Raw genomic sequence first — 19,191 nt, forward strand, 5'->3', positions numbered from 1 at the left:
AATATAAAGCTATACAAAACTTGCAATTAGCATTTTTCGTGGTAAAAGATGCGTGTAAAAATGGAATAAAATATTTAGACAAAAATGAGTACAAATATTATGAGAAATATGAGAAAAATTGCAGTGAAGCTGGTGCATGGTATAGTGATTTTGTAACATTAAAAGGTAATCTTAATTAATATATTCAAATACAATTGTACAACACCATAAAACAAATACAGTGATAATAATATGATTACAAAAGAGCTGTCTATGAGGAGGATGAATATGAAAAAATTTATAAGATTACTAATTGCTTTCCTTGTATTTTTCATAATATCAATAGGTATAATATTTTTTATGGATTCTATAGAAGAGAAAACTCCAAATAACAATTCAGAAGGAATAAAAAAAGAGCAAAATGACAAGGACAAGACTAAAAATAAAGTACAGGAAGAAGTTAAGAAAAAAGAAGAAATAGAGAAAAAATCCCAAGAGGGAGACAAAGGGAAAGTGGAAACAAAAAAACAAACATTAACTGGGGAAGAATTAAAGAAAAAAGTTGAGTCAACAATTTCAGCAGAGTATAAAGGAAACTATTATACAAATGATGTACTAGATACAGATGGTAGCTATGTACTTAGTTTACAAGTTCAAAATGCAAGTTTTGATAACGAAAGCAGTTGCAAGGCATTTACTAAAGACTTGATTAACAAGTTAAAAGAATTTAGAATAGATTCAGCAGAAATTTATTTCGTGGGTTCAAGTGGTCAAACAACATATCAAATTAACATAGATGATTTCTTGAAAGTTCAAGATAATATTGATAGTGTAGACAATATGGAGTTTTTCTCTTTCAAAGATTTTAAAAATTAGAAACAAAATAGAGAGATTTGCTTAAATAGCATGTGTCTCTATTTTGTCAAATTATGTTATAATAGTACTTAAGAAATATAATTTTATATTAACTAAGTGGTATGTAAAGAGTATCTGTTCTGCTTGTTCATATAAACTTAATGCTCGTTTTATATTAACTATGTGGTATGTAAAGCAATGTCGCCAAACATTGGAGGGGATAAATACTAATATTTTACATTAACTAAGTGGTATGTAAAGTTACTATTTTTAATAGATACTAGATAATTTTCCCCACGTTTTATATTAACTATGTAGATTCAAAATTAAATAAAGAAAAGGAAGCACTTACAAATATGTAGGTGCTTTTGTTATTCAATAAAGTAGAGGAGATTATATTAACATTGTACTATTAGATATATGTAAGTACATGTATTATGATTAATTAGATATTTAATGAAAATAAAGGTAAATCCATATTTTATGTTGAAATATATTATAAAATAAAAAAATATGGAGGATTTAGGAAATGAAAAGATTTTTTTTATTAATCATACTATGTTTACTAAGTATAGGAGTAGTTGCATGTTCCTCAAATGATGATAATGAAGACTATGATGATGTACCTAAGATAGAAAAAAAGTCTAATCCAAATGAAATAGATGGAATTAGAATTACAGTTAAAGGTGTTTCAAAAGAAGAAATGAAAGGCGATTATGATAAAGATGGAACTCCTAATGAAAATGGAGAGTATTTCGGTGTAGGGGCAGATGCAAAAAAGGCTGCAGATTATGAATACAAGGTTGTAAATGTAACTGTAGAGAATACAACAGATAGACCTGTAAAATTGTTTGAAGCTGGATGGAATAAAGATGGCACAGATTGGGATAAAAAAATTAAAGATATAAAAGTGACTGATAAGTTAGATAATAAAGAAGTTCCAGCACATGATAAATTTGATGCACAAGTTAAAATATTAACTGAGAAGAAGATGAATGTCAAAGAAATCGTATTAAAATATAATTTAACAAATTATACGAATTTAGAAGAAGCAATAAATTATGGGGATAATGGAGCATCTAAAGAAGATTTAAAAAAGAGATATCCAGAACTTTACAAAGAAAACTGGATAGAGTTAGGGACAATAAAATTTGAATAAAGATTTAATGTTGATTTGAAACAAAAATGAGGCACTTACTTTTATGGTAGGTGCTTTTATTTTGCTCAAATTGGTCGGTTGGGTAAAATAATTAGAAAAAATTAGTAAAACCTATTGAATTATTGGCAGACATCAATTATAATAATAAGTGTCAGCCAATAATTATACAGGAGGTGATTACTATAACTAAAAATAAGGTTGGCAGACCTAAAACGGAAACTGCTATGAATAAAAGAATTACAGTTAGATTGGATAGTAAGCATGAAGAAATTTTAGAAACATATACAAAAAAATATGGTATTACTAAAAATGAAGCTGTAAGAAAAGGTATTGAGAAGTTAGAAGAGAAGGAATAAAAAATAAGGGTCACTCTCCCCGACCAAAGATTGAGTAACCCCTATTGATGTATACTACAAATATACTAATGTTAGTATACATCATTCCTTAAAAAAATTCAAATTAAGGAGTGTAATAGTTATGGAAAATTTAATAGTAAAAGAGTTTAATGGAAGTAAAATTTATACTTTTATGTGGAAAGGAAAATCTTGTTGGATAGCTAATCAAATAGTTGGATTATTCGATTATGCTGATGTATCTAAAACAATACAGGATTGCATAAAAGCAGAAGAATTTGAGATTGAACAAGAGTATGATGTATTGAAAGGAAATGAATTTAATGATTTTGTAACTACTTTAAATGTAGTCTCAAATAATATAATTAGTAATAAAGCTAGAAGTATAACTATTTTTTATGAAGATGGTTTGTATGGATTTTTACAATATACAGACAAACCTATCGGTGTTCAATTTAGAAAATGGCTTAGACGAGAAGTTTTACCAAGCATAAGACAAACAGGTGCATACATAACTAATAACGCTGACCCTCAAGTGTTAAGAGAAAAAGCAAGTGAGATTGAAAAGTTACAGCTAGCTTATAACAGTACATCTATGTTAAAAGAGTTGCTAGACAATGCAGGCTTTGACAATAAATCTAAGTTACTTACAGCAAAGACATTATATAAAAAGGCAGGAATTGATTTACCAATCGAGATAGATGAAGAAGAACATTATTTTGATACAAAACAAATAGCATCTAAACTGAAAATATATTCTAAGAGTAATAAACCAGCTCAGATGGCTATTTGTGAAATTATTAAAAAGATAAAATTAGAAGAAAATGAAGTTAAGGGAGTTTGGGAAACAAATGGTTCTTGGACTGGTACTGTAAATAAATATACAAAAAGTGTAATAGATAAGGTTAAGTGTTGGATAGATGATAATAATAAGCCTGCTAAGATACAGGGTGAGAAGAAGAATTATCATGTAGTATACAAGATTGAGTAAATTTATAAGATTGTATTAAATAATTTAGTTTAGTTTAGTTTTGAGGGGGATTAATACAATGCGTGAAAGTTTACTTAATGAGTACAATTTAAAAACTGATGAAGATGTAGAATACTTTGTGAAGTTTGCTACATTATTATATAAATTAAAACAGAATGATGAAGAAAAATTTCAAGAATATGCAGAGATATTGAGAGGTATTCTTAGAGAACAAGAAGAGAGAGAAAATAAGTAAATAGAATAGATAAAGCAATTGGATATTCTATTGTTTCAAGTGCTTTGTCTGTTAAAAAATGGTATAATATAGGTAAGAGTTTTGCAGTGTGCGATTTTTCTACTCAAGTATGGTTTAACAGTTGAGATACAAGGCATTGAGAAGGTTTGATAAGTGTTATCAATTGCACTATTATCCGCTCACTGCAAATTTGAGAGAGTTTTATGTGTGTAAGTATTGAAGATACTCAATTTATTTTGGGATTTTATATTAACTAAGTGGTATGTAAAGTTAGATTTTAGAATCGAATATAAAAAATAAGCTAGAATTTTATATTAACTAAGTGGTATGTAAAGTAATTAAGTCTATCGTAATGTAGAGATGAAGGGTCAAATTTTATATTAACTATGTGGACTTAAAATTAAAAATACTAAAAACACTTACTTAAATAGTAGGTGTTTTTTTATTGAAAGGATGTGATTATAATGAAAAAAGTAATAAATAGGAAAAATATGTAAGAATTATGTGCTATAATAGTTGTAAGCAAGAAGATGTAATCTACAATTTATAGAGTGGAGTTCATACAAAAGATTATCCTCCCAACGTATAGAAGGGAGGTGTGTATGTATGGATAATTTTTTGATTGGCGTATTAGCTAGCTTAACAGCTACTCTAATAGCTTACGTAATTGGTAAATTAATCAAAAAAGCAAAAAGCCACTCTCGTGCAAAGAGTGACCTAATAGTTGAATTTAAATTTATGTTTAAATCCAAGAAATGATTGAGTTTTAATGAACTCCACTCTACGACTAAATAGATTGTAGTTCTTCTTGCTTTTATTATACCACAAATTAGAAAAAATATTGACTATAATATTTTTTCTAAACAATAAAAATATGGAATTTTTTATACAAAATAATGATGAATATAAATTAATGAATAAATTTAATTGTAAAACTGTAAATACAGTAAGCACTTACAAACATGTAGGTGTTTTTTTATACAAAAAATCAAAGAAGGTGAATATATGGTAAGAAAACTGCGGTGTAATGTTAAAAAATACTTTAGAAAGGAAGTGATAACTTGGTAATAGACATATACCTAAAAAATGAAAAAGAAAAAATAGATTTTCATTTTCCAGTAAACCCACAAGATTCTTTATCTATAAAAAAAGAAAAAAGATTTGAAACTGTTGATATAGTAAATCTAGGTGAATTTGACATTAAAAAAGAAGGCGAGAAGATAAGAGAAATATCATTCAAGACATTCTTACCCAATTTATATGATGCTTCTTATTGCAGATATGGCGAGTTAAAAAATCCTACTGAAATAGTTGCAATGCTTGAAAAATGGGTAGACCAAGCCGAACCTCTAAGACTTATTGTAACTGGTTTTGGCTACAATGGATTAGTTACAATATCTAGTTTCAGCAATACTCAAACAGCAGGAAGAGAAGAAGATAGAGACATTGAGATAACATTTAGAACTTATAGAGAATTGAAGATAGAGACATTAAAAAAAGAAACTAAAAGTAATACTAAAACAGATTTAAAAGATAATAGACCTAACAATAAAACTACTACCAAAATATATACAGTTACATCTACAGATACATTATGGAGTATTGCAAAGAAATTTTTAGGTAAGGGTTCAAGGTGGCTAGAGATTTACAATATACTCGAAAATAAAAAAGTTATTGGTAAAAATCCAAATATAATAAAAAAAGGACAAAAGCTGGTGATACCTTCTAAATGAAAATAATATTAAATGGAAAATATGATATTGCAAATTTTAACGAGGGAATAACATTAAGTGAAGCTATAGACGGAGTTGCATATAAAATGGATGTATCCTTGATAGAAACTAAAACTTTGCAAGATATAAATATTAAAAAAGGTGATAAAATAGTTCTAATTGATATAGCATATGAGAGTAAAAAAGAAGAAATAATCTTTAATGGAGTCATATGGGAAACTAGAAGAAGTGAAAAAAGTAAGAAACTGACATTATCTTGCAGAGAAAGAACAGTTTATATGGAAGAATCAGAAGAACAATATGGTTTTAAAGAAAATACAGCAACACAGAGAATTGAATATTACTGTAAACAATGGAACATACCTTACTACAATCTAGCTAATACAGGGAAGAAACTTGCTAAAGTAATACATAAGACTAACATCTTAGATATGATTAAAAAAGACTTAAAAGAAACAGCAAGTAAGGGTGGAGACTTATTTAGAGTAAGAATGGATAATAAATTAAAACTATTCAAACTAGGAACTAATGCAAATGTATATAAGTTAGATAGTATATTAGAAGATGCAAATTTTACTAGTAGTTTTAATGATGCAGTAACAAGTGTAAAAGTGTTAGGTAAGAGTAAAGACGAAAATACAAAAGCATCTGTTATTGGAACTTATAAAAAAGATGCTGATAAGTTTGGAACTCTACAAAAGATTAAACAAGATGAAAAGATAAAAAATGCAAAAGAAGCTAAGAAAGCAGCAGAAACAATGTTCAATTCGGGAGAAGAAACAATAAGTGTTGATTGTGTAGTAGATATAAATAGAATAAGAGCAGGCGACAAGGTATCTCTAAAAGGTAAAGAGTATTATGTTATAGATGTTACTCATACACTAGATTCTACACCGAAAATGAAGCTCAATATAGGGACTTTAGAATATATAAGGAGGAAGTTTTATACAAATGACTGATGCTAGATTTAATGGAGTTGCTAGAATATTGAAAGAAAAAATGAATAAAAGTGTTAATGATGGAGTTTTTGGAATAGGTTGCGAACTCGCAGAAATAACAGAAAATGGGCTTAAGGTTAATGGTTATAAAGATGAAATACAGGATTATCTAGTATTAGAGAATTTAACATTAAAAGAGGACTATTTTACTTTTTCAGATGAAGCTTTAAGTGGAGAATATAGACATAAACATAAAATAGAAACTCCACAAGAATTAAAGCCACTAAGTATAGGTGATAATGTGTTAGTAGCTATTATGGGAGCTGATTTTGTTGTGATTGGGAGGGTTGTAAATGCCAAATCTATTTCCTCAAAGTGAAACTTTTGAAACTATAGAATTAAAAAATAATAATGAAAGTGAACTGGAGCTAAAGGGTTCTTTCTTATTTGACTTTATAAAAGGTGAATTTGTTAAAAATGCAGATGGAACATTAAAAAAATGTAACAAGGTAGATGCATACAAACAATGGTGTCAAAAAGCTATATTAACACCTAGATATAAAAGGTCAGCTTATTCTAGTGTATATGGAAGTGAAATAAAAGATTTAATTGCTAGTAACCTATCTCAAAGTGCTAAAGAACTTGAAATATCTAGGTTAATAAAAGAAACTATTTTAGTTCATCCATATACAAAAGAAGTGAGTAATTTTATATTCAATTGGCTTGAAAATAGTAGACTTGTTAATTATGAATTTGATGTACTAACAATAGATGATGAAAATATAACTATAGATGGAAACATAAAAAGGTAGGTGATTATATGGAAAGAGAACTACCTATACCAGTATTTTTAACAGAAGATGAAGACACTATACATGAAAGAATGTTAAGCAACTTTCAAGATGTGAGCACACTAGAAGGGGACTTTATTTATGATGCAACAAGACCTACAGCAGAAGAAGCTGCACAGTTAAAACAACTAGGACTACAAAATAATTTAAAGATTGCATTTCCTCAAACTAGCTATGGAATTTATTTAGAGTGGCTTGGCGAATGTAAAGGAGTATTTAAAAATCAACCTACAAAAGCAATAGGAACAATTACATTTACAGGAGTACAAGGAACTATCATTACAAAAGAGACTGTAGTAACTACTGTTGCAACTGATGAAAAGCAAAGTATAGAGTTTGAGCTTCTTGAAACTAAAACTATAGGAGAAAATGAAACAGTAGATATTAAAGCAGAATGTAGGATTGCAGGGATTATAGGAAATGTATCTAAAGGCAGTATATCTGTTTTATTAGGTTCTATTAATGGGATTAAATCTGTTACTAATAAAGAAGATTTTAAAGGCGGGACAAATATAGAAGATGAAGAACATTTTAGAGAAAGAGTACTTGTGTCAGAACAAGAGGACCGATTAAGTGGAGCTAGTTCAGATTATATAAGATGGGCTAAAGAAGTAGCTGGAGTTGGATATGCTTATGTAGTTCCCGAATGGGCTGGAGCAGGGACAGTAAAAGTATTAATACTAGATAAAAATAGAAAAGCAGCAACACAAGAATTGATAGATAAAGTTCAAGAATATATATATCCATTAAACGTAGAAGGGAATAGAGATGGAAAAGCTCCTATAGGTGCTATTGTAACTATAGCTACTCCACAAACATTACTAATTAATGTAAAAGCTAGTTTTGTGTTTTCAAATGGATTTGGTCAAGAAACTGTGCTAAATATCTTAAAAAATAAAATAGATAAATACCTCGATAAAATAGATATTGGAGGTACTGTTTCTTATAATGCAATTTATGCACTAACAGGTTCTATGATGCTTGCAGATGAAGGAATACAAGATTTTTCTAACTTGACAATAAATGATGGAACAGCAAATATTATTTTAAATGACCAAGTAGTTGGAATAGGCGAGATAATTAATGAGGTGATATAGTGATAACTTCTAAAAAAGGTAGAGAAATGCTTCTTACATTGTCACCGATATATGAGCAAAGTTTAATTATGAACTCTATATATGAAGCTATAGGAAGCGAATTTGATAATTTAGAGTTATTAAATAAAGAAATAGAATTACAATTATTTCCTCAGACTGCAACGTGGGGTTTAAGTTTTTGGGAAAATAGAGTAGGTTTATCTACTAATCTAGATGAAGCTACAGAGACTAGAAGAAGAAAAGTCATTGCTAAGCTCCAAAGCAAATATATTATGACACCTAAAAGAATGTCTATGATACTTCAATCTTATACAGGTGCAAATATAAAAATAAATGAAAACATATCTCCATATACTTTTGGTGTTGAATTAACTGGTACTCAAGGTTTTCCTCGAGATTTAGAAGATTTATATAAGAGAGTAAATGTTATAAAACCTTCTCACTTATCTGTAAGTTATAAGTTAGTATCTTTATTAAAAAGTAAAACTTATTTTGCGCAGACAACAATTATGAGTGAAGAAATAACAGTATATCCTTATTCAAGTAAAGAAGTAAAAGCTAATGTAAAAGCTAAGTTTGCATTAGCCCATAACATGAGTTCAGAAATATTGACAGTATATCCAAAAGGAGGTGGTATAAATGGCTGATGAACAATTTTACACTATACTTACAAATATAGGTAAAGCTAAAATTGCTAATGCAGGAATGCTAGGTAAATCAGTAGTACTAGAGAAGATTCAAGCAGGTGATGGAGGAGGAAGCTATTACAATCCAACAGAAGACCAAACAGGACTCAAAAATGTAGTTTGGGAAGGTAATATAAATGCGTTTGACAAGGATGAAAATAATCCTAATTGGATTATTGCAACAGCATGTGTACCTGGTTCAATAGGTGGATTTACAGTTAGAGAAATGGCTCTCATAGATAATGAAGGAGATATGATTGCAGTTTGTAAAAGTCCTGAAACATATAAGCCAAAAGTTGGCAATGGAGCTATGAAAGATTTGTATTTAAAATTTATTATAGAGGTATCTAATGTAGAGAAAGTGACCTTAGTTGTTGACCCTACTGCAATATTTTTAACTAAAAAAGATGAAGAAAAAATATTAACAAATATCAATAAGTTAGACACTAAAATTGATACAACCAAAACAGAGTTAACAAACAACATAGAAACTGCTAAGACAGAGATTAATAATAAAATAGGAGATACAACACTACTTGAAACAACAGATAAAACAAATATAGTTAGTGCAATTAATGAGGTAAAAACTAGTGTAGATAGTATAGAAACAACAGCAGAGAAAACGAGTATAAAAGATACAGATAACTTATTTGAAAGTGATAATGTAGAAGGAGCATTGAAAGAGGTTTTTCAAAGTGGAGTTAATGCTAAAAATAATGTAGTAACAGCATTAAACTCCAAGGGTGCTGAGGTTGCTACAAGTGATACATGGGAAGAAATAAAGGGAAAAGTTAATAAAAAAGAGGGCAGATTGGATTTAAGAGAAACAAATTTATCTGGCTATACTTCATATTTAATAGCAAATGGTTCTTTTAAATATATTGATAAATATTCAGGAAATTTAAAAGCTTTTGAATGTGAGAAACCTTACTTTTATGTTATTGTAAATACACATTTAATTAAAATTAATGCAATTGATGAATCTGTAGCTTTTGATATTACTTTAGCTAGTGCTAACTTCTCATGCATTTGCATTACTCAAGAATATTTATTTATATCTGATAATACTAAATTATATAAAATAAATAAAACAACAGGGAGAGAGATACAATCTATAGAAGGTGCTTATTATAAATTATGTACCTATGATGACTATATTTATGGAATATATGGAGGTGAAACCTCTTCGACACTTCATAAAATTAGAATATCTGATATGTATATAGTCTTAACTAAGAATTTAGTATCAAATAGTATTTATAATTTTACTGGAGGTAAGTTTGTTTGCAATAAGAATGGTATTTATGCTACAACAGAACATTCAAGTTCAAGTTCAAGTACTCGCACAGATTGTTATCTAACTAAAATAAATTTTGATTTTACTATTGCTAAGAATTTTAGAATTGGAGGATATTTATCTGAAAAAAATATTAAGTTTTTAAACGATTTTGTTTTTGTATCTGATAGATATGCAAGTATTGAAGTTGATAGTAGTAATAAAAGCGGTTTAGTCAAATATGATGCAAATTTAAATTTGATTATTTCTGATGATGCTAGTTATTGCACAAACTTTGATATATATAATGGATATTTATATGTCATACAGCCAAATTCTAGCCACCCTTTTCAGAAAAAAGATTTAAATACTTTTAAGACAATTAAATATTGTGACATACTTTATATCGGTTATCCGGGAGAAAACATCATTATAATTAATAATCTAGTTTTTTTTATTAATTATAATATTTACAGAAATGTATTATCAAAAAAGGTTTATTCAGATGAAAAAGGAGAAGAATTATGATTTATTTAGGAAATTTAATGGATACAGAGGAACAAAATATAAAATATATTGGAATGATACACTATGAACCAAGTGTATTAGGTGAAGAAGATTTAAAAAGTGGAATTTTAGTTGATGAATTACCAGTATAACAATATATAGAAAATAAAGAAGCAAAGTTATTTATAAACATAGATACTAAAGAGGTTTTCTATAGATATACAGATATTAAAAGTAGCATAGAAGATAAAGTAAATTCTACAGAACAAGCAATAGCAGATTTAACATTTCAATTAATGAGTAATGGGGTGATATAAATGAACTGGTATAAGATAATAACAGATTTCTATAATAATGGTAATTGGACTAAAGAGCAAGTTAAAACAGCAGTAGAAAAGAATAAGATAACAGCAACAGAATATAAAGAAATTGTAGGAGAGGACTATATAGCATAGTCTTTTTTTTAATATCAAAAATTAGGAGGCTTACATGAATGAAGAACTTTTCGAAGCAGATTTAAAAAGACATGAAACAAGAATAAATAAGCATGGAGAAGAAATAGACGAATTAAAGATAGCAAATATTGAATCTAAAGCAGAGTTAAAAGCATTATGCGAGAACTTAAACTCACTTACAAGTATGCTCAAGTGACTAATTGGAACAATGATTACAACACTTGTAGGATTCTTTATATTTGCTATTCAGCGAGGAATATTTTAATTAGGAGGAAAATATATGGATAATTTAATAAGTTTCATACCAGAGCAGTTACTAATTTTAGTTGCTGCTCTTTATGTTATAGGAGCAGGTTGTAAGAAGTATAAACAGTTAGATAACAAGTATATTCCAGTAGTGTTATTAGTACTTGGAATAGGTTTTTCAGTATGGATGTTAGGGTTAAATGCTGATGCAGTTTTACAAGGTGTGATTTGCTGGGGTATATCAATAGGTATAAATCAAACTTACAAACAGTTAAAGGAGAAAAATAAATAATGAAAATAGCAATAGTACCAGGACATACACTAACAGGAAAAGGAACAGGAGCAGTTGGCTATATAGATGAAGGAGAAGAAAACAGAATTCTAACAGAACTAATAGTTAAATGGTTAAAACAAGGTGGAGCAACTGTATATACTGGTAAGATAGATAAATCTAGTAATTACTTAGCAGAGCAATGTCAAATAGCCAATAAACAAGATGTAGACTTAGCAGTACAAATTCACTTCAATGCAAATAATACAACCCTAAATCCAATGGGTACAGAAACAATATATAAAACTAACAATGGCAAAGTATATGCTGAAAGAGTTAATGATAAATTAGCAACAGTATTCAAAAATAGAGGTGTCAAATCAGATGTAAGGGGTTTGTATTGGCTTAGTCATACAAAAGCACCAGCAATATTAATAGAAGTGTGCTTCGTAGATAGTAAAGCAGATATAGATTATTATATTAGACATAAAGATATAGTTGCCAAATTAATAGCAGAAGGTATTTTAAATAAAACTATAGATAATAAAGAGAATAGTGAAGGAAAAATCATGTATAAACATACAGTCGTTTATGATGGAGAAGTTGATAAAATCCCTGCAACTGTGGTTGGTTGGGGTTATAATGATGAAAAAATATTGATATGTGATATAAAAGATTATGTACCCGGTCAGACAGAGAACTTATATGTTGTAGGCGGAGGAGCATGTAATAAGATAGGTTCTATAACTAAAGAAAGATACACTATGATAAAAGGTAATGATAGGTTTGATACACTTTACAAAGCATTAGATTTTATTAATAGATAGATTAAAATTTTATAATCCCATTTACACTTTGCTTATATTTTGTGTCACTATCACGACAATTTACAAAATAAAAAGTGATATATTAAAGATAATCATAAAATATTCATAAAATCAAAAAAGTTTATGCATAATTACTATTATATTAGGTATATATGGTTAAAATAAATATATAAAAGAGACAGCTACAACTTAAAATAGCTGTCTCTTTTTAGATTGCAATTTAATAAAGGCTATAAGATAGCAAATGAAGAAGATTGTTAGATTGTAATCTTTATTAGATTATAATATACACGAAAATAATTAAAAAACATGTATTTATAGCATATAAAGCACACATAATATAATAAAATAAACATAAACTAGCAAAAAATAAACGTTTGGTATATAATTAAAGAAAGGAGAATGATGAAAATATGTATACAGAAATATTAAAAATAATAGAAGGGGGTTTAGATAAAGATAGAAATAAAGTCGTATCCTATAGCAAAATATTATCTGAGAATTTAATTAAAGATGGTGAAGAAAAATTTGCAAAAAAAATTAATACAATATTAGAAAAAAATAGTGCTAGTACAACCTATTTAGATAGTTTTTTAAATTCACCTGTTGATCAAGATACTAGATTAAAAATAGCAGACGTGATATTCCCTAGTGAAGATATAAATTTGATATTAAATGATGATGTAAAAGAAAGAATAGAAGAGTTTATTTTATCAATAGATAAAAGAGAAGATTTGCATAAGTTAGGTATAAATAATGCAACTTCATTGTTGTTATATGGATATCCAGGTACAGGGAAAACTAGTATAGCAAAACTAATTTCATATAAAACTAATCTACCTTTGGTTATGGTTAGATTTGATTCTTTGATATCCTCTTTACTTGGAAGTACATCCAAAAATATTAGGCGAATATTTGATTATGCTAATAGTAGACCATGTATATTATTTTTAGATGAATTTGATGCTATAGCAAAAGCAAGGGACGATAAACAGGAGCTAGGAGAGTTAAAAAGAGTTATAAATAGTTTGTTGCAAAACATTGATAATTTTAATGAAAATAATATTTTAATAGCAGCTACAAATCATCATGAACTGTTAGATTCTGCGATATGGAGACGATTTTCTATTTCTATCGAAGTTTTAAAACCATCACTTGAACAAATACCTTTGTTAGTAAAAGAATATTTAAACAAAATGGACTATGATTTCAAAGACAATTCAAAAAAAAATGCTTTTATATCTAATGCTTTATATGGATTGTCAGCAGCAGATATAAAAAATGTATGTTCTAATGTGATAAGAAAAAGTGTTTTAGAAAACAAAAATAGAATTGAATTTCCTGAATTTTTATATGAAATATATTTATATAAAAATCATAGTCTAAAAGACATAGAAAAAGCAATCATATTTTTAAAGAAGCATGGTGTTTCTAAAAGAAGTATATTTAAAATGTTAAATGTACCAATAAGAAAAGTAGATTCAGTTTTAATTGAAAGTGAGGAGATTAAAGAATGAAAGATAAAAAGCTTCCAATAAAGATGTTTAGCAAAAGAGAAAACTTAGATGAACGATATGTAGAAGGTATGGGGAGTTCTGAATTACCTAAATGGGCATTGGACGATTCAGAAGCAATAAAACGTTCTGAAAGTTTAATTCATAGTTTGAGGTTCTGTAAGAATTATTTTAAAGAAAGAGATGAAAAAAATGGTTTTATACCATTTACAGCAGTTGCAAGTATAGATGAAAATGCTTTAGCAAAATCTTATAGAAAAAAAATTACTAATCTATTCAACGTTGGCGGAAAATATAATGTGGTGGGAATGCTAGATAATAATAGCATTATAATTAAAATTGATAATGAAGATGATTTAAATTTGATTAAGGAACAAATAAAAAAAATTGATAGAAATAGAGAAGCTATATCTGCTGTTGAAGAAATTAATAATTTTGAACCAAATATACACTATGATGAAGATGAAAAGGGTAATTTAAAAGTGAAATTAATTAGCTATGGAGATTATGAATTAGATATGGCAATTAATAACTTATTTGAAACATTATGTAAAAATAATAGAATTGAATTTAAAAAAACTTATTATACAGATAAAATGATAATCTATAAATTAGAGAAATATGATAAAACTTCAATGCAAGTAGTAAGAGATTTTAATGCTCTTTATTCAATTGAGGATATGCCTAAATATTCTATTTGTGAATTTAATTTTAAAGAATCTGATGTGGAATTAGATGTTAAAAGGCCAGATACAGATAAAATATATCCTGTAGTAGGCGTTTTTGATGATGGTATTGAAAAAAATAAATACTTAAGCGAATGGGTATTACAAGAAAAAAATGTAGTATACTCAGAGGAGGATTTAAGTAAAGAGCATGGAACCTTTATTGCAGGCATTTTATCTTATGGGGATGATTTAGAAAATAAGAATTATACAGGAATAAATGGTTGCAAAGTTTTTGATGCATCAATATTTAGCACTAGTAGTAATATGGATCAAGATATTCTTATCGAAGATATAGAGAACTGTTTAAAAAGGTATAGTGATAAAGTAAAGATATGGAATCTATCTATAGGAACAGATAAAGAAGCTTCAATTAATAAATTTTCAGATTTTGGTATCGCACTAGATAGACTTCAAGATAAATATGATGTTTTAATATGCAAGTCTGCTGGAAATAGTAGCGGTTTTCTAAACGGAGCTCCAAAAGCTAGAATATCTGAATCAGCAGATAGTGTAAGGTCTATTGTAGTTGGTTCAATAGCTCAAGATAAATCAGAATATGATTTAGTTGAAAAAAATTATCCTTCTCCATTTACACGCATTGGTAGAGGTCCGAATTTTATAATAAAACCTGATTTAGTACATTATGGTGGAAATGTAGGTATAACATCGGAAAATGAGTTATCTATTACAGGAATAAAATCTTTTTCTAAAGATGGAAAAATAATACAAGATATAGGTACAAGTTTTTCGACTCCTAGGGTAGCCAGCATATTAGCTGGTATACAAAATGAGTTGAAAGGAGATTTTGATTCTTTATTAATAAAATCAATTGCTATACATAATGCTAATTATCCCGAAAACCTTGATATGCCAACAAGTGAAAAACTTAATCAACTTGGGTTTGGGGTACCTAAAAATATTAATGATGCGTTATATAATAATAGCAATGAAATTACATTAGTGATGAGGGATCAATTGAGTAAAGGAGAATTTATAGAAATTTTAGATTTTCCATATCCTAAAACAATGATAAACAAAAATCATTACTATGGTCAAATTGTAGTAACTGTTGTTTATAATCCAATTTTAGACTATAATCAAGCATCAGAATATTGCCAATCCGATTTAAAGGTGTATTTAGGAACATATGATAGAAAAGAATTGCAGGATTTAACTATTCCTAGAATAAAGAATCCTATAACTAAAGTTGATGGTAAAAATTTACTAAATACATCTTGTTATAGTAAAAAAGAATTAAAAAATAAAACTACTGAATTTTCTAGAAAAGAAAAACTTTTAATCCAGTATGGTGACAAATATTATCCAGTAAAAAAATATGCAGTCGATTTGGATGATATTACACCATCAAATAAAATAAAATACCTAAATGAAAAGAGGAATTGGTACTTAAAAATAGAAGGGCTTTATAGAGATGCAGCTGAAAAAAAGGCAGAAAAATATGGATACGATTTAAGCCAAGAGTTTTGTGTTTTGATTACAATGATTGACAATAAAAATAAACAGAATAAAATATATGATGAGGTTACAGGATTGTTAGATCAAAATAATTTTAGCTATACAAATATTATATTAGAATCTAATGTTGAAGTAAAAGAAGATATAAAAGATGATGCTTTAAAAATAAATGAATTGTTAGATAAAATAATAACAGGAGATTGGGATGAGTAGTCAAAAAATCGCTATACCTGCAATTAGAAAAATAATTTATGAACATTTTTGTATAAATGCTGAAAACCTGTCTGAAAGTCAGAGAATTAACTATACAGACTTGATGATGCAATCGCTTAATGAGAGTATAGGAGAAATTAAAAAGAAAGAAATATTAAAGCAATTGGAGGATGAAAATGCACTAAAATTAGAGACTTTAGAGAAAGAATTGATAAATAAATATGAAAATAAAGAAAAACAAAATTATATAAAAAATTTAGCTAGTTTTTTATTTGATGGGATAATAATAGCAACTTTGGTTGGATTAATAATTAACCAGCTTACAGATGTATTTTCAGAATTAAAACTAGGGATACAAAACTCAGTACATATACCTACTTGTGTTACATCTATTATAATTATAATATTGCTTGTAATATTCCTAGCCTTAATATTGGCTAAACATTTTCTGGATAAGATAAAGACTAAAATTTAATAATCGTTTTCTAATAAAGTTAATTTGTTTATTCAGATTAGAATGATTTCAAAATAAAAAAGGCATTAAAAAATTTCAAATATTAACAGGATACATAAAACTATATAGTATAACATGTAATAATAATACGAACGAAAATTATCATACTAGAACATAAGACATGTTATAATTGTATTAGATATATACATTAACATACACCAAAGCACTCCTATAAAAAGAGTGCTTATTTTTTTGAAATACATTAAGGTATAAAAAAACTATCAATAACCTTACTCAACATACCTTAGAAACGATTTAAATAGGTCTTTTTCATACACAAAATTAATGATATAATAAAAAAATAGAAGTGTATTCGCAGTACACTTCTATTTCTACAACTAAGCATTCTCATGAGCGGGAGTGCTTTTTTCATTTCTCCAAACAACATTATTTTTTTCATCAATAATTATTAAATCAATCTCATTATCTTTCAAAATCTCTGTTGCAGTACAAATGAGATTATCCAAGTCAAAACTTCGAGTTATTTCTAGTTGTTTATTGTTTAAATGTAGATAAAACTAAAAAGGGTTCTCTAGAAAACAAAATCTATCTAATTATACTTACTTACCAATACCATTACTTGATGTAAGCAAGATTCTACCACATTTTCTCCGTACTCTAGTATAAAATCATCTAACTGTGTATCTATAAAATTACAATAATCATATGGACTACCGATATAAGCAGTCAACATATGAGTACATTTATCCATTTTATCTCTAAACATATATATTATTATCCCCCTAAAAAACTTTCGTAAAAACAAAAAGAATATATCTTTTTGGCAACTGGCTGACATAACTCATAAGATATTCTATAAGTCTTAGTCCCTATAGCTTTGCGTCACTAAATTTCTCTAGTTTTGCCGATTTAGTTTTATTCTACAACTAAAATAATACAATAGAATTAGTTATTGTTCAACAAGATTGTTTGAAAATTAAATAATTTTATAGGTGTGAATAATATTTTTTAAATATAAAAATAGATTAAATGTTCAGAATATATGGTAAAACTTACCTGTAGTTTTTATGATAAAAAGCTCCTATTATTAATTTAAGTTAGATAAATTTGAGGAAGTGACATAAATTGAAAGAAGGAATATATTATGCTAAATAAAAAATTACCAGATGCAGAATTAAAAATTATGAAATTCATTTGGAACTCTGGTTATAAAACTGTAATATCAAAAGATGTTGCAGATGAAATAGAAAAAATATATGGCTGGAAACAAACTACAACACTAACACTTTTATTAAGGTTAACCAAAAGAGGTTTTTTAGCTTCTAAAAAAATAGGTAAACACACACATTATACAATATTAATAAAAGAAAAAGAATATCTTAAATTAGAAGGGAAAAGAATTTTTGGAGGTTTACATAATAATCCTTTATCAGAATTAATATTAAAACTACATGACGGAGAAGAAATAACAGAAGAAAAAATAATGGAAATAGGAGAATGGATAAAAAGCTGGAAGGATGAAGATTAATAAATAAAAGGTAGCTACTAATATAAGTGTTACCTTTTTCCTTGTGGATAATATTGTGTATAAGTTGTGGAAAACTTATGTAAAAATTGTGGATAAAATATTTTGCTGACATTTAACTGACAAAAGCATATAAAAAAGACATGAATATATTGGAATAACAACATTTACAAATAAAGATATGGCATAATACCAATGTCAATAACTTATTATTGTTTATAGTGGACTTTATTTCAATTAAATGTTTTTCAGCATCCTTTTTCTTTTCATATCTCCCATAATTTTTTGTTTCTTTTGCCAATTGTTTCTTCTATATACTCCACATATACATAGAATTTTTCCGCTCTTTTTCTTATAAAGCTGATTTGATGTTCATATATGTACACTTCCTTTATAAGTTTTTATATAAAAGAGCAGTTATACTGCTCTAATATCTAATGAATATTAAGATGATTTTTTAAAGCTTCTTGAAGTATCTGAGAAAAATTAACCTTATGTTTCTCAGCTTCTCTATTAAGCCATTGAGGTATAGTAAGTGTCTTTTTAATAGAGTAATTTTCTATAGCTTTGCGGTGAATAGGCATATATATTTCTATTAAAGTAGGTATTTGATTTTTCTCTAAATTTAATTTATCTATAGTAGTTGCAGGAGGGATTATGTCATTGTCTTCTTCCATGGTGCGTCCAGTTCTTGCATATAAAAGCCTTTAGTTGAGGAACAAAAGCAAGTGGATTAATATAATTAATTCAAACTAATAAAACGAATTGAAAGGTGAAAATCCTTTCTATCACAACTATCAA

Annotated in this window: 25 protein-coding genes and 1 riboswitch; of the genes, 22 read left to right on the top strand and 3 right to left on the bottom strand. The window is 27.5% G+C overall.

From position 1 onward, the window contains the following. The first annotated feature begins 267 nt into the window (after positions 1-267). From IR152_RS18655 to IR152_RS18745, 21 genes are all read left to right on the top strand, one after another. The gene (locus IR152_RS18655) at positions 268-855 is read left to right on the top strand and encodes a hypothetical protein (protein WP_227453346.1); all 588 of its coding nucleotides are present in this window, start codon (positions 268-270) and stop codon (positions 853-855) included. Between the two features lie 508 nt (positions 856-1,363). After that, on the top strand, positions 1,364-1,993 hold the full coding sequence (locus IR152_RS18660; protein WP_227453347.1) for a hypothetical protein: 630 nt from the start codon (positions 1,364-1,366) through the stop codon (positions 1,991-1,993). 224 nt (positions 1,994-2,217) lie between these two features. Beyond that, the gene (locus IR152_RS20155) at positions 2,218-2,349 is read left to right on the top strand and encodes a ribbon-helix-helix, copG family protein (protein WP_021400200.1); all 132 of its coding nucleotides are present in this window, start codon (positions 2,218-2,220) and stop codon (positions 2,347-2,349) included. Between the two features lie 121 nt (positions 2,350-2,470). After that, on the top strand, positions 2,471-3,337 hold the full coding sequence (locus IR152_RS18665) for a Bro-N domain-containing protein (protein ID WP_227453348.1): 867 nt from the start codon (positions 2,471-2,473) through the stop codon (positions 3,335-3,337). 58 nt (positions 3,338-3,395) lie between these two features. Beyond that, on the top strand, positions 3,396-3,572 hold the full coding sequence (locus IR152_RS18670; RefSeq protein ID WP_227453349.1) for a hypothetical protein: 177 nt from the start codon (positions 3,396-3,398) through the stop codon (positions 3,570-3,572). A 606-nt stretch (positions 3,573-4,178) separates the two neighbouring features. Further along, entirely contained in the window at positions 4,179-4,331 is a 153-nt protein-coding gene (locus IR152_RS18675) for a type I toxin-antitoxin system toxin (RefSeq protein ID WP_021362740.1), read from the top strand. 302 nt (positions 4,332-4,633) lie between these two features. After that, on the top strand, positions 4,634-5,305 hold the full coding sequence (locus tag IR152_RS18680; RefSeq protein ID WP_227453350.1) for a LysM peptidoglycan-binding domain-containing protein: 672 nt from the start codon (positions 4,634-4,636) through the stop codon (positions 5,303-5,305). Then, positions 5,302-6,264, top strand: coding sequence for an XkdQ (locus IR152_RS18685; protein WP_227453351.1), 963 nt, complete (start codon positions 5,302-5,304; stop codon positions 6,262-6,264). Before IR152_RS18680 ends, IR152_RS18685 begins: the two co-directional genes overlap by 4 nt. Continuing rightward, positions 6,257-6,622: a hypothetical protein gene (locus IR152_RS18690; protein ID WP_227453352.1), complete on the top strand. Its 366-nt coding sequence runs from the start codon at positions 6,257-6,259 to the stop codon at positions 6,620-6,622. Before IR152_RS18685 ends, IR152_RS18690 begins: the two co-directional genes overlap by 8 nt. Next, the gene (locus IR152_RS18695) at positions 6,597-7,055 is read left to right on the top strand and encodes a DUF2634 domain-containing protein (RefSeq protein ID WP_227453353.1); all 459 of its coding nucleotides are present in this window, start codon (positions 6,597-6,599) and stop codon (positions 7,053-7,055) included. Before IR152_RS18690 ends, IR152_RS18695 begins: the two co-directional genes overlap by 26 nt. An 8-nt stretch (positions 7,056-7,063) precedes the next feature. Then, positions 7,064-8,191, top strand: coding sequence for a baseplate J/gp47 family protein (locus tag IR152_RS18700; protein WP_227453354.1), 1,128 nt, complete (start codon positions 7,064-7,066; stop codon positions 8,189-8,191). After that, positions 8,191-8,838 carry a YmfQ family protein gene (locus IR152_RS18705; protein ID WP_227453355.1) on the top strand — a complete coding sequence of 216 codons (648 nt, stop codon included), beginning with the start codon at positions 8,191-8,193 and terminating at the stop codon, positions 8,836-8,838. Before IR152_RS18700 ends, IR152_RS18705 begins: the two co-directional genes overlap by 1 nt. Continuing rightward, positions 8,831-10,681, top strand: a complete 1,851-nt coding sequence (locus IR152_RS18710) for a phage tail protein (protein WP_227453356.1) — start codon at positions 8,831-8,833, stop codon at positions 10,679-10,681. The genes IR152_RS18705 and IR152_RS18710 overlap by 8 nt, the downstream gene beginning before the upstream one ends. Continuing rightward, on the top strand, positions 10,678-10,812 hold the full coding sequence (locus IR152_RS20160; RefSeq protein WP_255625018.1) for a hypothetical protein: 135 nt from the start codon (positions 10,678-10,680) through the stop codon (positions 10,810-10,812). The genes IR152_RS18710 and IR152_RS20160 overlap by 4 nt, the downstream gene beginning before the upstream one ends. A 165-nt stretch (positions 10,813-10,977) precedes the next feature. Next, positions 10,978-11,115 carry an XkdX family protein gene (locus tag IR152_RS18715; protein WP_021364182.1) on the top strand — a complete coding sequence of 46 codons (138 nt, stop codon included), beginning with the start codon at positions 10,978-10,980 and terminating at the stop codon, positions 11,113-11,115. 34 nt (positions 11,116-11,149) lie between these two features. Next, positions 11,150-11,311: a hemolysin XhlA family protein gene (locus IR152_RS18720; protein ID WP_413927520.1), complete on the top strand. Its 162-nt coding sequence runs from the start codon at positions 11,150-11,152 to the stop codon at positions 11,309-11,311. Positions 11,312-11,395: 84 nt separating this feature from the next. Beyond that, entirely contained in the window at positions 11,396-11,653 is a 258-nt protein-coding gene (locus tag IR152_RS18725; RefSeq protein WP_227453357.1) for a phage holin family protein, read from the top strand. After that, the gene (locus IR152_RS18730; RefSeq protein ID WP_227453358.1) at positions 11,653-12,459 is read left to right on the top strand and encodes an N-acetylmuramoyl-L-alanine amidase; all 807 of its coding nucleotides are present in this window, start codon (positions 11,653-11,655) and stop codon (positions 12,457-12,459) included. Before IR152_RS18725 ends, IR152_RS18730 begins: the two co-directional genes overlap by 1 nt. A gap of 413 nt (positions 12,460-12,872) precedes the next feature. Next, the gene (locus tag IR152_RS18735) at positions 12,873-13,976 is read left to right on the top strand and encodes an AAA family ATPase (RefSeq protein WP_227453359.1); all 1,104 of its coding nucleotides are present in this window, start codon (positions 12,873-12,875) and stop codon (positions 13,974-13,976) included. After that, the gene (locus IR152_RS18740) at positions 13,973-16,390 is read left to right on the top strand and encodes a S8 family peptidase (RefSeq protein ID WP_227453360.1); all 2,418 of its coding nucleotides are present in this window, start codon (positions 13,973-13,975) and stop codon (positions 16,388-16,390) included. The genes IR152_RS18735 and IR152_RS18740 overlap by 4 nt, the downstream gene beginning before the upstream one ends. Further along, positions 16,383-16,865 carry a hypothetical protein gene (locus IR152_RS18745; RefSeq protein ID WP_227453361.1) on the top strand — a complete coding sequence of 161 codons (483 nt, stop codon included), beginning with the start codon at positions 16,383-16,385 and terminating at the stop codon, positions 16,863-16,865. Before IR152_RS18740 ends, IR152_RS18745 begins: the two co-directional genes overlap by 8 nt. 377 nt (positions 16,866-17,242) lie before the next feature. Here IR152_RS18745 and IR152_RS20165 read toward each other — a convergent pair whose 3' ends face one another. Both IR152_RS20165 and IR152_RS18750 read right to left on the bottom strand, forming a co-directional pair. Beyond that, positions 17,243-17,371 carry a hypothetical protein gene (locus IR152_RS20165; RefSeq protein ID WP_255625019.1) on the bottom strand — a complete coding sequence of 43 codons (129 nt, stop codon included), beginning with the start codon at positions 17,369-17,371 and terminating at the stop codon, positions 17,243-17,245. An 83-nt stretch (positions 17,372-17,454) separates the two neighbouring features. Further along, positions 17,455-17,631, bottom strand: a complete 177-nt coding sequence (locus IR152_RS18750) for a hypothetical protein (protein WP_227453362.1) — start codon at positions 17,629-17,631, stop codon at positions 17,455-17,457. A 53-nt stretch (positions 17,632-17,684) separates the two neighbouring features. Next, positions 17,685-17,781, bottom strand: a riboswitch (cyclic di-GMP riboswitch). 228 nt (positions 17,782-18,009) lie between these two features. Here IR152_RS18750 and IR152_RS18755 point away from each other — a divergent pair. Beyond that, the gene (locus IR152_RS18755) at positions 18,010-18,393 is read left to right on the top strand and encodes a BlaI/MecI/CopY family transcriptional regulator (protein WP_227453363.1); all 384 of its coding nucleotides are present in this window, start codon (positions 18,010-18,012) and stop codon (positions 18,391-18,393) included. Between the two features lie 431 nt (positions 18,394-18,824). Here IR152_RS18755 and IR152_RS18760 read toward each other — a convergent pair whose 3' ends face one another. Continuing rightward, complete coding sequence (locus tag IR152_RS18760) at positions 18,825-19,067, bottom strand: hypothetical protein (protein WP_227453364.1); 243 nt, start codon at positions 19,065-19,067, stop codon at positions 18,825-18,827. Between the last annotated feature and the right edge of the window lie 124 nt (positions 19,068-19,191).

Origin of the sequence: Clostridioides sp. ES-S-0108-01, assembly GCF_020662285.1 — a bacterium.
Lineage (GTDB): Bacteria > Bacillota > Clostridia > Peptostreptococcales > Peptostreptococcaceae > Clostridioides.

Coding starts and splice junctions, on each gene's coding strand:
- IR152_RS18670 (WP_227453349.1), top strand. CDS start 3,396: ATGCGTGAAAGTTTACTTAATGAGTACAATTTAAAAACTGATGAAGAT.
- IR152_RS18760 (WP_227453364.1), bottom strand. CDS start 19,067: ATGGAAGAAGACAATGACATAATCCCTCCTGCAACTACTATAGATAAA.
- IR152_RS18695 (WP_227453353.1), top strand. CDS start 6,597: ATGCCAAATCTATTTCCTCAAAGTGAAACTTTTGAAACTATAGAATTA.
- IR152_RS18655 (WP_227453346.1), top strand. CDS start 268: ATGAAAAAATTTATAAGATTACTAATTGCTTTCCTTGTATTTTTCATA.
- IR152_RS18660 (WP_227453347.1), top strand. CDS start 1,364: ATGAAAAGATTTTTTTTATTAATCATACTATGTTTACTAAGTATAGGA.
- IR152_RS18740 (WP_227453360.1), top strand. CDS start 13,973: ATGAAAGATAAAAAGCTTCCAATAAAGATGTTTAGCAAAAGAGAAAAC.
- IR152_RS18690 (WP_227453352.1), top strand. CDS start 6,257: ATGACTGATGCTAGATTTAATGGAGTTGCTAGAATATTGAAAGAAAAA.
- IR152_RS18725 (WP_227453357.1), top strand. CDS start 11,396: ATGGATAATTTAATAAGTTTCATACCAGAGCAGTTACTAATTTTAGTT.
- IR152_RS18730 (WP_227453358.1), top strand. CDS start 11,653: ATGAAAATAGCAATAGTACCAGGACATACACTAACAGGAAAAGGAACA.
- IR152_RS18665 (WP_227453348.1), top strand. CDS start 2,471: ATGGAAAATTTAATAGTAAAAGAGTTTAATGGAAGTAAAATTTATACT.
- IR152_RS18720 (WP_413927520.1), top strand. CDS start 11,150: ATGAATGAAGAACTTTTCGAAGCAGATTTAAAAAGACATGAAACAAGA.
- IR152_RS18755 (WP_227453363.1), top strand. CDS start 18,010: ATGCTAAATAAAAAATTACCAGATGCAGAATTAAAAATTATGAAATTC.
- IR152_RS18750 (WP_227453362.1), bottom strand. CDS start 17,631: ATGTTTAGAGATAAAATGGATAAATGTACTCATATGTTGACTGCTTAT.
- IR152_RS18710 (WP_227453356.1), top strand. CDS start 8,831: ATGGCTGATGAACAATTTTACACTATACTTACAAATATAGGTAAAGCT.
- IR152_RS20160 (WP_255625018.1), top strand. CDS start 10,678: ATGATTTATTTAGGAAATTTAATGGATACAGAGGAACAAAATATAAAA.
- IR152_RS18745 (WP_227453361.1), top strand. CDS start 16,383: ATGAGTAGTCAAAAAATCGCTATACCTGCAATTAGAAAAATAATTTAT.
- IR152_RS18735 (WP_227453359.1), top strand. CDS start 12,873: ATGTATACAGAAATATTAAAAATAATAGAAGGGGGTTTAGATAAAGAT.
- IR152_RS20155 (WP_021400200.1), top strand. CDS start 2,218: ATGAATAAAAGAATTACAGTTAGATTGGATAGTAAGCATGAAGAAATT.
- IR152_RS18685 (WP_227453351.1), top strand. CDS start 5,302: ATGAAAATAATATTAAATGGAAAATATGATATTGCAAATTTTAACGAG.
- IR152_RS18700 (WP_227453354.1), top strand. CDS start 7,064: ATGGAAAGAGAACTACCTATACCAGTATTTTTAACAGAAGATGAAGAC.
- IR152_RS18715 (WP_021364182.1), top strand. CDS start 10,978: ATGAACTGGTATAAGATAATAACAGATTTCTATAATAATGGTAATTGG.
- IR152_RS18675 (WP_021362740.1), top strand. CDS start 4,179: ATGGATAATTTTTTGATTGGCGTATTAGCTAGCTTAACAGCTACTCTA.